This is a genomic window from Mycobacterium avium subsp. avium, from assembly GCF_009741445.1.
Lineage (GTDB): Bacteria > Actinomycetota > Actinomycetes > Mycobacteriales > Mycobacteriaceae > Mycobacterium > Mycobacterium avium.
Genome location: NZ_CP046507.1, coordinates 60,250 through 73,844, shown reverse-complemented (window position 1 = coordinate 73,844; position 13,595 = coordinate 60,250). Strand labels below are relative to the sequence as shown.

Annotated in this window: 15 protein-coding genes and 1 pseudogene; 9 read left to right on the top strand and 7 right to left on the bottom strand. The window is 69.8% G+C overall.

What is annotated here, in order from left to right; all coding sequences use genetic code 11:
* The first annotated feature begins 56 nt into the window (after window positions 1-56).
* Complete coding sequence (locus MAA44156_RS00380) at window positions 57-407, top strand: WhiB family transcriptional regulator (RefSeq protein ID WP_009974690.1); 351 nt, start codon at window positions 57-59, stop codon at window positions 405-407.
* Window positions 408-469: 62 nt separating this feature from the next.
* Here MAA44156_RS00380 and bagB read toward each other — a convergent pair whose 3' ends face one another.
* Window positions 470-1,612 carry an ATPase BagB gene (bagB, locus tag MAA44156_RS00375; protein WP_009974691.1) on the bottom strand — a complete coding sequence of 381 codons (1,143 nt, stop codon included), beginning with the start codon at window positions 1,610-1,612 and terminating at the stop codon, window positions 470-472.
* Window positions 1,609-2,631, bottom strand: coding sequence for an ATPase BagA (gene bagA, locus MAA44156_RS00370; protein WP_009974692.1), 1,023 nt, complete (start codon window positions 2,629-2,631; stop codon window positions 1,609-1,611). Before bagA ends, bagB begins: the two co-directional genes overlap by 4 nt.
* 67 nt (window positions 2,632-2,698) lie before the next feature.
* Here bagA and sp36 point away from each other — a divergent pair, with 67 nt between their 5' ends.
* From sp36 to MAA44156_RS00355, 3 genes are read left to right on the top strand one after another with little or no spacing between them, the layout of a single operon-like run.
* The gene (gene sp36, locus MAA44156_RS00365) at window positions 2,699-2,860 is read left to right on the top strand and encodes a Sp36 family protein (RefSeq protein WP_003873302.1); all 162 of its coding nucleotides are present in this window, start codon (window positions 2,699-2,701) and stop codon (window positions 2,858-2,860) included.
* Window positions 2,861-3,337 carry a RidA family protein gene (locus MAA44156_RS00360; RefSeq protein WP_009974693.1) on the top strand — a complete coding sequence of 159 codons (477 nt, stop codon included), beginning with the start codon at window positions 2,861-2,863 and terminating at the stop codon, window positions 3,335-3,337.
* Entirely contained in the window at window positions 3,334-4,137 is an 804-nt protein-coding gene (locus MAA44156_RS00355; RefSeq protein WP_009974694.1) for an MBL fold metallo-hydrolase, read from the top strand. Before MAA44156_RS00360 ends, MAA44156_RS00355 begins: the two co-directional genes overlap by 4 nt.
* A gap of 190 nt (window positions 4,138-4,327) precedes the next feature.
* On the opposite strand, the gene crp is transcribed toward MAA44156_RS00355, so the two are convergent.
* Window positions 4,328-5,002 carry a cAMP-activated global transcriptional regulator CRP gene (gene crp, locus MAA44156_RS00350; RefSeq protein WP_003877056.1) on the bottom strand — a complete coding sequence of 225 codons (675 nt, stop codon included), beginning with the start codon at window positions 5,000-5,002 and terminating at the stop codon, window positions 4,328-4,330.
* A gap of 104 nt (window positions 5,003-5,106) precedes the next feature.
* Entirely contained in the window at window positions 5,107-5,502 is a 396-nt protein-coding gene (locus tag MAA44156_RS00345) for a hypothetical protein (RefSeq protein ID WP_003873298.1), read from the bottom strand.
* A 173-nt stretch (window positions 5,503-5,675) separates the two neighbouring features.
* Here MAA44156_RS00345 and nth point away from each other — a divergent pair, with 173 nt between their 5' ends.
* The 4 genes and pseudogenes from nth to marP all read left to right on the top strand — a co-directional run bounded on the left by nth (window position 5,676) and on the right by marP (window position 9,101).
* Entirely contained in the window at window positions 5,676-6,356 is a 681-nt protein-coding gene (gene nth, locus MAA44156_RS00340; RefSeq protein ID WP_009974695.1) for an endonuclease III, read from the top strand.
* A 24-nt stretch (window positions 6,357-6,380) separates the two neighbouring features.
* Complete coding sequence (locus tag MAA44156_RS00335) at window positions 6,381-7,049, top strand: redoxin domain-containing protein (RefSeq protein WP_033729171.1); 669 nt, start codon at window positions 6,381-6,383, stop codon at window positions 7,047-7,049.
* 29 nt (window positions 7,050-7,078) lie between these two features.
* Window positions 7,079-7,897 (top strand): NUDIX hydrolase, encoded by an 819-nt coding sequence (locus tag MAA44156_RS00330; protein ID WP_009974698.1) that lies wholly within the window; start codon window positions 7,079-7,081, stop codon window positions 7,895-7,897.
* An 11-nt stretch (window positions 7,898-7,908) separates the two neighbouring features.
* Window positions 7,909-9,101: pseudogene (gene marP / locus MAA44156_RS00325) on the top strand (acid resistance serine protease MarP).
* On the opposite strand, the gene MAA44156_RS00320 reads toward marP, so the two are convergent.
* Window positions 9,094-10,059, bottom strand: coding sequence for an alpha/beta fold hydrolase (locus MAA44156_RS00320; protein WP_003873293.1), 966 nt, complete (start codon window positions 10,057-10,059; stop codon window positions 9,094-9,096). The pseudogene marP and the gene MAA44156_RS00320 sit on opposite strands and share 8 nt — an antisense overlap.
* The gene (locus MAA44156_RS00315) at window positions 10,060-10,599 is read right to left on the bottom strand and encodes a phage holin family protein (RefSeq protein WP_009974700.1); all 540 of its coding nucleotides are present in this window, start codon (window positions 10,597-10,599) and stop codon (window positions 10,060-10,062) included. It lies immediately after the preceding gene.
* A 193-nt stretch (window positions 10,600-10,792) separates the two neighbouring features.
* Here MAA44156_RS00315 and MAA44156_RS00310 point away from each other — a divergent pair, with 193 nt between their 5' ends.
* Entirely contained in the window at window positions 10,793-11,491 is a 699-nt protein-coding gene (locus MAA44156_RS00310; protein ID WP_003873291.1) for a S1 family peptidase, read from the top strand.
* Window positions 11,492-11,612: 121 nt separating this feature from the next.
* Here MAA44156_RS00310 and acs read toward each other — a convergent pair whose 3' ends face one another.
* A complete protein-coding gene (acs, locus tag MAA44156_RS00305) occupies window positions 11,613-13,565 on the bottom strand; it encodes an acetate--CoA ligase (RefSeq protein ID WP_009974701.1) in 1,953 nt (650 codons plus the stop codon).
* Window positions 13,566-13,595 lie beyond the last annotated feature (30 nt).

The following is a 13,595-nucleotide window of genomic DNA, read 5'->3' as shown; positions in this document are numbered from 1 at the left end:
ATCTGCACCCCAGGAGGGCGGTCGCGACGGGCGACCGGTAGGGAAGGGAACAGTTCGTGTCACCAACACGGCCGGCGGCGCGTAGGACAAACATTGCAGCCGCTCAAGGGGTACTTCGCAGTGTCGATGCCGAGGAGCGCATCGCCTGGGTCTCGAAGGCACTGTGCCGGACCACCGATCCGGATGAACTGTTTGTGCGCGGTGCCGCCCAGCGCAAGGCCGCAGTGATCTGCCGGCACTGCCCCGTCATGCAGGAATGCGGGGCGGACGCGCTGGACAACCGGGTCGAGTTCGGGGTCTGGGGCGGCATGACCGAGCGGCAGCGCCGTGCGCTGCTCAAGCAGCACCCCGAGGTGGTGTCCTGGGCGGACTTCTTCGACAAGAGGAGAAACCGCAGCGCCGGGTGACCGGCGCCGCCGACCGCCCGCTGTTCGTGATTACGGTACTGTTACGCCCGATCCCGGGCCGTTCAGCGGGCGGTTGCCCGGTTCGACGTGATCTGGTCGGCCAGCGCGCGCAGCGCTTCCAAGTCCGAAACATCAAACGGCAGTGAGGGAACGCCGATCACCGGCACGTGCGGGTTGGCGCCGGTGAAGCGGGACAGCAATCGGATTTCCCGCTTGGCGGTCTGCGCCCGATCGGCGTGAATCCTCAGCACGGCCGCGGCCAGCGAGGTGGTTTCGGGGTCGCCGTCGTGCTCGAGCATCTCGGTGCCGTCGATAGCCCGCTCTGCGGGCAGCGAGCACAGCGGCGGATGGGTGCGGTTGAGCACCAGCCCGGCCAGCGGCATCCCTTCCTGGGACAGCCGGTCGACGAAGAAGGACGCCTCGCGCAGCGCGTCGGGCTCGGCCGCCGACACCACCACGAACTGGGTGCCCCGCCGTTTCAGCAGCGCGTAGGTGCGGTCGGCCTTTTCCCGGAAGCCACCGAAGGTGGCGTCCAGCGACTGCACGAACGCCGCGGCGTCGGCGAGCATCTGTGAGCCCAGGATCGTCGACATCGCCTTCATCGCCAAACCCATTGCGCCGGTGACCAATCGGCCGATTCCGCGGCCCGGCGCCAGCAGCAGCCGCCACAGCCGGCTGTCCATGAAGCTGCCCAGCCGTTTCGGGGCGTCCAGGAAGTCCAGCGCGTTGCGCGACGGCGGCGTGTCCACCACCACCAGATCCCAGCGATCCTCGGCCAGCAGCTGCCCCAGCTTCTCCATCGCCATGTACTCCTGCGTGCCGGCGAGTGAGCTGGCGACGGTCTGATAGAACTGGTTGTCCAGAATCGCTTGTGCGCGACCGGGTCCGGAGTACTGGACCACCATCTCGTCGAAGGTCCGCCGCATGTCGAGCATCATCGCGTGCAGCTCGCCGGGAACCTCGGCGGCCAGCGGCACTCGTTGCGGCGTGTTGCCGAGGTCGTTCACGCCCAACGCCTGGGCCAGCCGCTTGGCCGGGTCGATCGTCAAAACGCAGACATTGCGCCCGTATTCGGCGGCGCGCAGCGCGATGGCGGCCGCGGTGGTGGTCTTACCCACCCCACCCGCGCCGCAGCACACCACCACCCGGTTGGTGGTGTCGGCCAGGATAGCCGCCATATCAAGCTGTTTGGGTGTGGTACTCATCGAACTCCTTGCTGGGCAAGCGATTCCGATAGCTCGTAGAGGCTGCCCAGGTCGACGCCGTCGGAGATCGCCGGGAGTTCCAGTCGGGCCACGTGCAACGCGTCGAGCTGCTGTGCGATCTCGGCGCGGGTGGCGATCACCGTCGCATGCTCGATGGTCTCCGTCAGCAGGCCGGCGAAGTCTTTGTCGTCCAACGTGATTCCGGCTTTTTGCAGCCCAGCCCGCACCGCGTCGGCGTCGATGTCGCCCTCGGCGGCCTTCGCAAGATCGGCGGGCTGCAGGTAGGCGGGAATGTTGCGGTTGACGATCACGCTGCCGATGGGCAGCTGCATCTCGGCGAGTTCCTCGATGGCTTCCAACGTCTCCTGGACGGGCAGCGCCTCCAGCAGGGTGACCAGGTGGATAGCCGTCTGCTCGGAGTGCAACAGCCTGACCACGCCGTCGGCCTGCGAGTGCACCGGACCGCCCTTGGCCAGATCGGACACCGCCTTGGTGACGTCGAGGAAGCGGGCGATCCGCCCGGTCGGCGGGGCGTCGACGACGATCGCGTCGTACACCGGCAGCCGGTTCTTGTCGACGCGGATCACCGTCTCTTTGATCTTGCCGGTGAGCAGCACGTCGCGCAGGCCGGGCGCGATCGTGGTGGCGAACTCGATGGCGCCGATGCGGCGCATGGCCCGGCCCGCGATGCCCAGGTTGTAGAACATGTCGAGGTATTCCAGGAACGCGGCCTCGATGTCGATGGCCAGCGCGTTGACCTGGCCGCCCCGCTCGGCGGTCGCGATCTTCACCTCTTGATAGGGCAGCGGCGGAACATCGAAGAGCTGCGCAATGCCTTGGCGGCCTTCGACTTCCACGAGCAGCACCTTGCGGCCCCCGGCTGCCAGCGTCAGCGCCAGCGCGGCCGCGATGGTCGATTTGCCGGTACCGCCCTTGCCCGTCACGAAATGCAAGCGGGCCTTGGTCATGCGCGCCGGCCAGCCGACGGCAGCTCCGCCGCTCGATGTGGTTGCCACCATCGCATGCTAGCCCGACCGGGCATTGGCCTGGCCGGAGCGGTTCACCTGCGACCGATAAGCTCGCGGGATGAGCCAACCGACCGCATGGGAATACGCCACCGTCCCACTGCTGACGCACGCCACCAAGCAGATCCTCGACCAGTGGGGTGCCGACGGCTGGGAGCTGGTGTCCGTGCTGCCCGGCCCCACCGGCGAGCAGCACGTCGCCTACCTCAAGCGCCCCAAGTAGATGAGCGCTGCACCGTCCTGGAAGGCCCGGCTCGCCGAGCTCGGTCTGACGCTGCCGGAAGTGGTTGCGCCGCTGGCCTCCTACGTCCCCGCGGTGCGCACCGGCAACCTGGTCTACACCGCCGGCCAGCTGCCGATGCAGGACGGCAAGCTGGCCGCCACCGGCAAGGTGGGCGCCCACATCACCCCGGACGAGGGCCGCGCGCTGGCGCGGATCTGCGCGCTCAACGCGCTGGCCGCGGTCGACGCGCTGGTGGGCATCGACGCGGTGACCCGGGTGGTCAAAGTCGTCGGGTTCGTCGCCTCCGCACCCGGGTTCAACGGCCAGCCCAGCGTCGTCAACGGCGCCTCTGACCTGCTCGCCGAGGTGTTCGGCGAACACGGCGCGCATGCGCGCTCGGCGGTCGGGGTCGGTGAGCTGCCGCTGGATGCGCCGGTGGAAGTGGAGCTGATCGTGGAGGTCGGCGCGCGGCCGTGACCGAGGTTGCCGAGTCGCCGACCCATCCCGCGTACGGCAGGTTGCGGGCGGTCACCGACACGGCCTCCGTGCTGCTGGCCGACAATCCCGGTTTGCTGACGCTGGAGGGCACCAACACCTGGGTGCTGCGCGGGCCGGGCAGCGACGAGCTGGTGATCGTGGACCCCGGGCCGGACGACGACGAGCACATCGCGCGGATCGCCGCGCTGGGCCGCATCGCGCTGGTGCTGATCAGCCACCGGCACGGCGACCACACCGACGGCATCGACAAGCTGGTCGAGCGCACCGGCGCCACCGTGCGCTCGGCGGGCAGCGGCTTTCTGCGCGGCCTGGGCGGTGAGCTCACCGACGGCGAGGTGATCGACGCGGCCGGGCTGAGGATCAAGGTGATGGCCACGCCCGGGCACACCGCCGATTCGCTGTGCTTCCTGCTCGACGACGCCGTGCTGACCGCCGACACCGTGCTGGGCCGCGGCACCACCGTCCTCGACAAGGAGGACGGCAGCCTGACGGACTACCTGGAATCGCTGCGGCGGCTGCGCGGCCTGGGCCGGCGGGCGGTGCTGCCCGGCCACGGCCCGGACCTGATCGACCTGGAAAGCGTCGCGCAGGGCTACCTGGAACACCGGCGGGAGCGGCTGGACCAGGTGCGATCGGCGGTGCGGGAGCTGGGCGAGGACGTCAGTGCCCGCCGGATCGTCGAACATGTCTACGTCGATGTCGATGAGAAGCTGTGGGACGCCGCCGAGTGGTCGGTGCAGGTGCAGTTGAATTACCTGCGCTCGGAGCCATCGGCGTAACCGCCTTGGCGTGAGTCACTCCGGCCCCATGGGTCCCGGCCCCGAAGGGACGGAGTGCGTCAGAGTTCCGCTAGCGCCGCCGCTAGCGGATGTCGAAGTCACCTGATGGGTGACGCGGCGGTGCAGCTGAGGCTGATGTGGCGAAGCTAAACGGTCCGGTCGCTCGGTTGCGCCCGGGCTTCGCCCGCGCTTACCTCGCTCGCCGCGCCAGCCGCTCGGAGTCCGAGATCAGCACGCTCTTGCCCTCCAGCCGGATCCAGCCGCGGTGGGCGAAATCGGCCAGCGCCTTGTTCACCGTCTCCCGCGACGCCCCGACCAGCTGCGCGATCTCTTCCTGGGTCAGGTCGTGGGTGACCCGCATGGCGCCGCCCTCCTGGGTGCCGAAGCGCTGCGCGAGCTGCAGCAGCTGCTTGGCCACCCGGCCGGGCACGTCGGTGAAGATGAGGTCGGCCAGGTTGTTGTTGGTGCGGCGCAACCGGCGGGCCAGCACCCGCAACAGCTGTTCGGCGATCTCGGGGCGGTCGGCGATCCACGCACGCAGCGCGTCGCGGTCCATCGACACCGCGCGCACCTCGGTGATGGTGGTGGCGCTGGACGTCCGCGGGCCCGGGTCGAAGATCGACAGCTCACCGAACATGTCCGAGGGGCCCATGATCGTCAGCAGGTTTTCCCGCCCGTCGGGCGAGCGGCGACCGATCTTCACCTTGCCCGAGACGATGATGTACAGCCGATCCCCCGGTTCCCCTTCGGCGAAGACGGTGTGTCCGCGGGGGAAGTCGACGGGTTGGAGCTGCTTGGTCAGTGCGGTGACTGCGCTGGGCTCAACCCCTTGGAAGATTCCTGCCCTTGCCAGGATCTCGTCCACGTTGCCTCTTCAACTTTCGCAAGAAATTAATGTGATACGGGCAGGCTAACCCCTTGCTCGCGTGACGAGTCTAGAGGACCGCCATTGTGTCTAACGTGCCAACGCTACACACGATTGGCGTGTCGAGGTGCCCTAAACTGCGGATTGACGTGCGAATGGCCGCCGATCCTGGTCGGCAGCGTCATCTCGTCGGGGTCGACGAAGCCGGCGGCGAAGGACGGCGCGGCGTGCCGCGGACCGCCGCTGCGCCCGCCCGGCGCCGGACCGGCGGATTGCTGGGCCTCGCGCCGGTGCAGGTATTCCAGGGCCTCGGGCATGCCCTCGGCGGCCAGCGTGTGCATGTCCACGCCGCCGGTGCGCTCGAGGAACTCGTCGACATCGGCCACCGCGGCCGGATCCCGGACGAGCTCCTTTTCCAGCCGCCCCAGGCCCAGCGCCGCCAGCATCAGCAGCACCGGTACACCGGCCACCAGCAACCACGACACACGAAGAGTAAACATGGCCTTGCATGAACACGAGGTCTCGGCCGGATCACGAAATAAGTACTCTGTCGTAGGTGACAACGGCTAAGTCGTCGGGGCGTGCGAAGTCGACCCCGGCCCCGCCCGGCGACGCCGCCGCCCGGCGCTGGTCGACCGAATCCCGAGTTGCCTTGGTGCGACGGGCGCGGCGGATGAATCGCATTCTGGCACAAGCGTTTCCGGAAGCGCACTGCGAGCTGGACTTCACCACGCCGCTGGAGCTGACGGTCGCCACCATCCTGTCGGCGCAGAGCACCGACAAACGGGTGAACCTGACGACGCGGGCCTTGTTCAAGCGCTACACCTGCGCGCTGGATTACGCCCAGGCCGACCGCGACGAGCTGGAGAACCTGATCCGCCCGACCGGCTTCTTCCGCAACAAGGCCTCCGCGCTGATCCGTCTCGGCCAGGCCCTGGTGGAACGGTTCGACGGCGAGGTGCCCGCCACCATGGCCGAGCTGGTCACCCTGCCCGGTGTGGGCCGCAAGACCGCGAACGTCATCCTGGGCAACGCCTTCGGCGTCCCCGGTATCACCGTCGACACCCATTTCGCCCGGCTGGTGCACCGCTGGCGCTGGACCGCCGAGAAGGATCCGGTCAAAATCGAGCACGCCGTAGGCGAGCTGATCGAACGCAGCGAGTGGACCATGCTCAGCCACCGGGTCATCTTCCACGGCCGCCGGGTGTGTCACTCGCGCAAACCGGCCTGCGGGGTATGCCTGCTCGCCAAGGACTGCCCCTCGTTCGGGCTGGGTCCCACCGAACCGCCGCTGGCCGCGCAGTTGGTGCGCGGGCCGGAAACCGAGCATCTGCTCGCCCTGGCCGGGCTGTAACCGCGCCGACAGCACGGGGACCGCATGCCCATCCCGAGGCCGACGCTGACCCGGAAGGTTCGCTGGCACATCGCGATTCTCGCGGTGGTGGTGGCGCTGATCGTCGCGCTGCTGGCCCAGCTGCGTGACGACGCCGCGACGCCCGGCCCGCCGGCCACCGGCCGGGCGGTGGCCGACCGCGAACACCGCGACGCCGACACCCCGGCCGCGCTGGCCGGTCCCCGACAGCGCGCCGACCTGCCGCCGTGTCCGGCCGCGGGAACCGGTCCCGGCCCGGCGGCGCTGCGCGGCGTGACGGCCGAGTGCGCCGCCGACGGTTCGGTGGTCGACGCCGGCCGCGCGGTGGCCGGGCGCCGGGTCGTGCTCAACTTCTGGGCCTATTGGTGCGCGCCGTGTGCGGCCGAACTGCCCGCGATGGCCGAGTATCAACGACGGGCCGGGGCGGAGGTGACGGTGCTGACGGTGCATCAGGACGAGAACGAGACCGCGGCCCTGCTGCGACTGGCCGAGCTCGGCGTTCGGCTGCCGACCCTGCAGGACGGTCGGCGCCGGGTCGCGGCCGCGCTGCGGGTGGTAAATGTGATGCCCGCGACGGTGGTGCTGCGGCCGGACGGTAGCGTTGCCCAGACGCTGCCGCGTGCTTTCAGCACGGCCGACGAGATCGCGGCCGCGATCGGGAACGACAGGGGATAAGCGGAAAAATTGAACCGACTGGAGGGGCCGTGAGTGCTGGGGGTTCGCCCCTGCGGAATGGGGACCCCGCCCCGGCGCGTGGGACCGTTCCGCTGACGCCTGACGCCTGCCCGTCCTGGCTGCGTCCGCTGGTCGACAACGTCGACGACGTCCCCGACGCGGCCCGGCGCCGGTTGCCGGCCGACGTGCTGGCGATGATCACCACCAAGGCCGCTTCGGCGCTGACGAGCGTGCGCGGCGCCGCGCGGGAAGCCGCGGTGCTGGTGCTGTTCTCCGGCCCCGAATCCGGGCCGCCCGGCGGGGGCCCGCCCACCGACGCCGACCTGCTGGTCACCGTGCGGGCGTCCACGCTACGCCACCACGCCGGGCAGGCGGCGTTTCCCGGCGGCGCCGCCGATCCCACCGACGACGGCCCGGTGGCCACCGCCCTGCGTGAGGCCCGCGAGGAGACCGGGATCGACGTCAGCCGGCTGCATCCGCTGGCCACGATGGAAAAGATGTTCATCGCGCCCTCGCAGTTCCACGTCGTGCCCGTGCTGGCGTATTCGCCCGACCCCGGGCCGGTGGCCGTGGTCAACGAGGCCGAGACCGCGCTGGTGGCGCGAGTTCCGTTGCGCGCCTTCATCAATCCCGCCAACCGGCTGATGGTGTACCGCGGCGACTTGGGCCGCCGGTGGGCCGGGCCGGCGTTTCTGCTCAACGAGATGCTGGTGTGGGGCTTCACCGGCCAGGTGATCTCCGCGCTGCTCGACGTCGCGGGCTGGGCCCAGCCCTGGGACACCTCCGATCAGCGGGAGTTGGACGCGGCGATGGCGCTGGTCGGCGAGCGGGGTGACGCACTCGAATGAACCTGAATTCGATGACCCCGTCGCAGTGGCTGGACGTCGCGGTGCTGGCGGTGGCCTTCATCGCGGCGATCTCGGGCTGGCGGTCCGGCGCGTTGGGGTCGCTGCTGTCGTTCGTGGGCGTGCTGCTCGGCGCGATCGCCGGGGTGCTGCTGGCGCCCCACCTCGTCAGCCACATCGCCGCGCCGCGCGCGAAACTGTTTGCGGCACTGTTCTTGATCCTGGCGCTGGTGGTCATCGGCGAGGTCGCCGGCGTGGTGTTGGGGCGCGCCGTGCGGGGCGCGATCCGCAGCCGGTCCATCCGCACCGTCGACTCGGTGATCGGTGTCGGCGTGCAGCTGGTCGTGGTGTTGACCGCGGCGTGGCTGCTGGCGACGCCGCTGACCCAGTCCAAGGATCAGCCCGAGCTGGCCGCCGCGGTGCGCGGTTCCCGAGTGTTGGCCAAGGTCAACGAGGTTGCCCCGCCGTGGCTCAAGACGGTGCCCAAGCGGCTCTCGGCGCTGCTGAACACCTCCGGGCTGCCCGCGGTGCTCGAGCCGTTCAGCCGCACCCCGGTGATCCCGGTCGCCTCACCCGATCCCGAGTTGGCCAGCAACCCGGTGGTGCAGGCCACCGCGCCCAGCGTCGTCAAGGTGCGCAGCCTGGCGCCCAGTTGCCAAAAGGTGTTGGAGGGCAGCGGATTCGTGATCGCGCCCGACCGGGTGATGACCAACGCGCACGTGGTGGCCGGTTCCAACAGCGTGCAGATCTACGCCAGCGGCAACCCGCTGGACGCCACCGTGGTGTCCTACGACCCGTCCGTCGACATCGCGATCCTCGCCGTCCCCAACCTGCCGCCGCCGCCGTTGCCGTTCGCCCAGACCGAGGCGAAAACCGGGGCCAGCGTGGTGGTGCTGGGTTATCCCGGCGGCGGCAACTTCACCGCGACGCCGGCCCGGATCCGCGAGCTGATCAAGTTGAGCGGACCCGACATCTACCGCGACCCGGCGCCGGTCACCCGCGACGTGTACACCATCAGAGCCAGTGTGGAGCAAGGTAATTCGGGTGGACCGCTGATCGACCTGAACGGCCAGGTGCTCGGCGTGGTGTTCGGCGCGGCCGTCGACGACCCCGACACCGGCTTCGTGTTGACCGCCGACGAGGTGGCCGGTCAGCTCGCCAAGATCGGCGAGACCAAGACGGTGGGCACCCGTCCTGCGTCAGTTGACGGCCGGGCCGTACACGTCCTCGAGGAAGCTCGTCAGGTGCCGGTTGACCTCCTCCGGCGCCTCTTCGTGGCTGAAATGCCCTGCGCCCGCGACGGTTACGTAGCGGCCCTGCGGCGCGTAACACCGGGTCCGGTCGACGGGGTCGGCCAGCACGTAGGGGTCTTCCTCGCCGCGCAGGTGCAGCAGCGGCACGCCGAGCTGCCGGCGCATCGACCGGAGGAACCGCCGTCCCTCGTCGCGCAGCTGGCTGCGCACCGCCCAGCGCTGGTACTCCAGGGCGCAGTGCGCTGCCGCCGGGATCTGAATGGCCGTGCGCAGATGGCCGATGGTCTCGGAAAAGTCTTCGGACGCAAGCCATTTCGCGCAGCTGCGGCTGCGGACCAGGCGCTCGATCTCCGCCCCGCCGTCGCGGGTCAACAGCCGCTCGGGCCACAGCGGCACCTGGTACTGCAGCAGTGTCGGCAGCAGCGCCCGGGCCTGGTCGCGGCGCGTCAACGTGGACTGCCGCAACGCCGCCGGGTGCGGTGAGCTGATCAGCGCGACGGCCGACACCAGCCGCGCGTGCAGCAGCGCGGTGGCCCAGCAGGCCAGGCCGCCGTCGGCGTGGCCGACCAGCGTCGCCGAGGAGTGCCCGAGCGCGCGGATCAGCCCGGCCGCGTCGCCGGACAGGGTCCAGCCGTCATAGCCGCGGGGCGGCTTGTCGCTGCCGCCGTAGCCGCGCAGGTCGACCGCGACCACCCGGGCGCCGGTCAGCCCGCGCAGCTGGTGACGCCAGGACCACCAGAACGATCCGAAGCCGTGCAGCAGCATCACCAACGGCCGCGCCGTGGCAGGCAGGCCGCGGGCGTCGCCGACGGGCAGGGCCTCGACGACGTGAAAGCGGATGCCGTTGGCGTGCACATCCAGATGGCGCCACGGCCCGTCGATGCGGGTTACCGACGGATCCGGCGGCGCCATCTACCAACCCGACGGGTCCGCGGCGGCGCCGTCGCCGGGCTTGGCGTGCTTGCCGTGGCTTTCGGTGAGCGCCCGGGCGCCGGCGGCCTTGTCGTGCCCGGGCGTGAGCGCGGTGCGGGTCTCCTTGACCGACTCGATGGTCTGGCGCGGCCCCCGGATCCGGCGCACCTTGAGGAAGCCCAGCAAAGCCAGCACCGCCCCGACCACGACCTGGACCCCGAACACGATCAGGAACGCCACCCAGCGCCACAGCCAGGTGTCGAGCAGCTCGGCGACGAAGAAGAAGAAAAAGAAGGTGGAGTAGAACAGCACCACCAGCGCGGCGATGAAGAAGACGCTGCCGGTGAGCCCCTTCTTGACGTCCCGGGTGATTTCGGCGCGAGCCAGTTCGACCTCGGCGCGCACCAGGGTGGAAACCTGGGTGGTCGCGTCCTTGATCAGGTCACCGATCGTCGGCTCGGCAGGCTTGGCATGCGGGTCGGTCAACGGGATCGTGGTCAGGGTGCTGGGCACCCCGTTCTTGCCCTCGACTTTGCTCACAGACGGTCCTCTTTCGTCGTTGCCCGGCTCGCTGTCGTCGCGGTTTATGTTGCCACGTGGCGGCCGGACAGAAGAAGCCAGACGATTCCGGCCGATCTCGTGGCACCGGGCTCGGTGCCACGAACAAGACGTCCGGGCCGATTACACTCGGCCAAGCCGGTCGCGGGATCCGGCCGACCGATAGGAGTGGGTTGTGCGGAGGGCACACCGATGCTGCCTGGTGGCGATGGTTGCCCTGCTCGTGGCGGTGACGGGTTCGCACCCCCGCGCCGCCGCGGCGGACGTCAGGATCCCGCTGGGCGGTGGGGCCGGCATCGTGGTCAACGGCGACACCATGTGCACGCTGACCACCATCGGCGGCGACGCCGCCGGCGACCTGATCGGCTTCACCTCGGCGCACTGCGGCGGCCCGGGCGCGCAGGTGGCCGCCGAGGGCGCGGAGAACGCGGGCATCCTGGGCACCATGGTCGCCGGTAACGACAACCTCGACTACGCGGTGATCAAGTTCGATCCGGCCAAGGTGACCCCGGTGGCCAACTTCAACGGGTTTTTGATCAGCGGCATCGGTCCCGACCCGGCCTTCGGCGAGATCGCCTGCAAACAGGGCCGCACCACCGGCAATTCGTGCGGCGTCACCTGGGGCATGGGTCAGACCCCGGGCACCATCGTGATGCAGGTGTGCGGCCAGCCGGGTGACTCGGGCGCGCCGGTCACCGTCAACAACCAGCTGGTCGGGATGATCCACGGGGCGTTCAGCGACAACCTGCCGACGTGCGTCATCAAGTACATCCCGCTGCACACCCCGGCGGTGGTGATGTCGTTCAACGCGATCCTGGCCGACATCAACGCCAAGCACCGGCCGGGCGCCGGGTTCGCCCCGCTGCCGGGCTGAGGAATTGGCCGAACGTCACGCCAGAGTGACGCCGGCCGTCGAGCGTCACGCCAGAGTGACGCCGGCCGTCGAGCGTCACGCCAGAGTGACGCCCGGCGAGGGGCTGGGGCGCGCGCGCCGACTACTTCGCCGCCCGGATCGCGTCGAACACCCCGGGGTCGAGCAGCGTTGAGGTGTCGCCCAATTCGCGGTTCTCGGCGATGTCGCGCAGCAGCCGGCGCATGATCTTGCCGCTGCGGGTCTTCGGCAGCTCGGGCACCACGTGCACCTCCCGCGGCTTGGCGATCGGCGAGATCTCCCGGGCCACCTCGGCGCGCAGCTCGTCGACGATCCCGTCGTGCACCTGGTAATCGGCGCACAGCACGACGAACGCGCAGATGGCCTGGCCGGTCGTGGCGTCGGTGGCGCCGACCACCGCCGCCTCGGCGACGCCGTGGTGTCCGACCAGCGCCGACTCCACCTCGGCGGTGGACAGCCGATGCCCCGACACGTTCATCACGTCGTCGATGCGGCCGACCACCCAGATGGCGCCGTCGCGGTCGTAATAGGCGCTGTCCCCGGCGAAATACCAGCCCTGCTCGGCGAACCGCGACCAGTAGGTCTCGACGTAGCGGTCGGGGTCGCCCCAGATGCCGCGCAGCATCGACGGCCACGGTTGGTCCAGCACCAGGTAGCCGGTGACGTGCTCGCCGTGGTGGATGCCCGGCACCAGCTGGTCGCCGTGGTCGTCGACGATCCTGGCCGAGATGCCCGGCAGCGGCCGCATCGCCGAACCCGGTTTGGCCGCAGCGACTCCGGGCAGCGGGGAGATCATCGTGGCGCCGGTCTCGGTCTGCCACCAGGTGTCGACGATGGGCAGCCGGTCGGCGCCGATCACACTGCGATACCAGCGCCACGCCTCGGGATTGATCGGTTCGCCGACCGAACCCAGCAGCCGCAGGCTGGACAGGTCGTGCGCGTCGGGGATTTCCCGGCCCCACTTCATGAACGTGCGGATCAGCGTGGGCGCGGTGTAATAGATTGTCACGCCGTACTTTTCGATGATCTCGAAATGCCGGTGCTGGGTCGGTGTGTCCGGGGTTCCCTCGTAGAGCACCTCGGTGACCCCGTTGGCCAGCGGGCCGTAGACGCCGTAGGTGTGTCCGGTGACCCAGCCGATGTCGGCGGTGCACCAGAACACGTCGGTGTCGGCCTTGATGTCGAAGACGTAGTAGTGCGTGTAGGCGGCCTGGGTCAAATAGCCGCCGCTGGTGTGCACGATGCCCTTGGGCTTGCCGGTGGTGCCCGAGGTGTACAGCAGAAACAACGGCTGCTCAGCGGGGAACGGCTCGGGGGTGTGTTCGGGCGCCGCGGCGTCGACGACGTCGTGCCACCACAGGTCGCGGCCGTCGGTCCAGGACACGTCAATTCCGGTGCGCCGCACCACCACAACGTGCTCGACCGGGCTGTCGGGGTCGGCGACCGCCTCGTCGGCGGCGTCCTTGAGCGGCGCGGGCTTGCCGCGGCGGAACTGCCCGTCGCTGGTGATCAGCAGCTTGGCTGCCGCGTCGGCGATGCGGGCCTGCAGCGCCTTGGCGGTGAAGCCGGCGAACACCACGCTGTGCATGACGCCCAGCCGCGCGCAGGCCAGCATCGCGATCACCGCCTCGGGGATCAGCGGCAGATAGATGGCGACGCGGTCGCCGGCGACCAGACCGAGATCGGTCAGCGCGTTGGCGGCCTTGCACACCTGCGTGTACAGCTCGGAATAGGTCAGACTGCGCTGATCGCCGGGAGATTCGCCCTCCCAGTGGATGGCGACCCGGTCGCCGTGGCCGGCCTGCACGTGGCGGTCCACGCAGTTGTAGGCGACGTTGAGCGTGCCGTCGGCGAACCACTCGGCGAACGGCGCCCGGGACCAGTCCAGCACCCTGGTGAACGGTGTGGCCCAGGACAACCGGTTGGCCTGCTCGGCCCAGAACGCCAGCCGGTCCCGCTCGGCCTCGCGGTACAACTGCTCATCCGCATTGGCCTGCTCGACGAACTGCGGCGGCGGCGGATACGACGCGGGGCTTGCGGTGTTGCTGGCGGTCACGGGCTTCACTCCTGGGTCGAGGCGTCAACC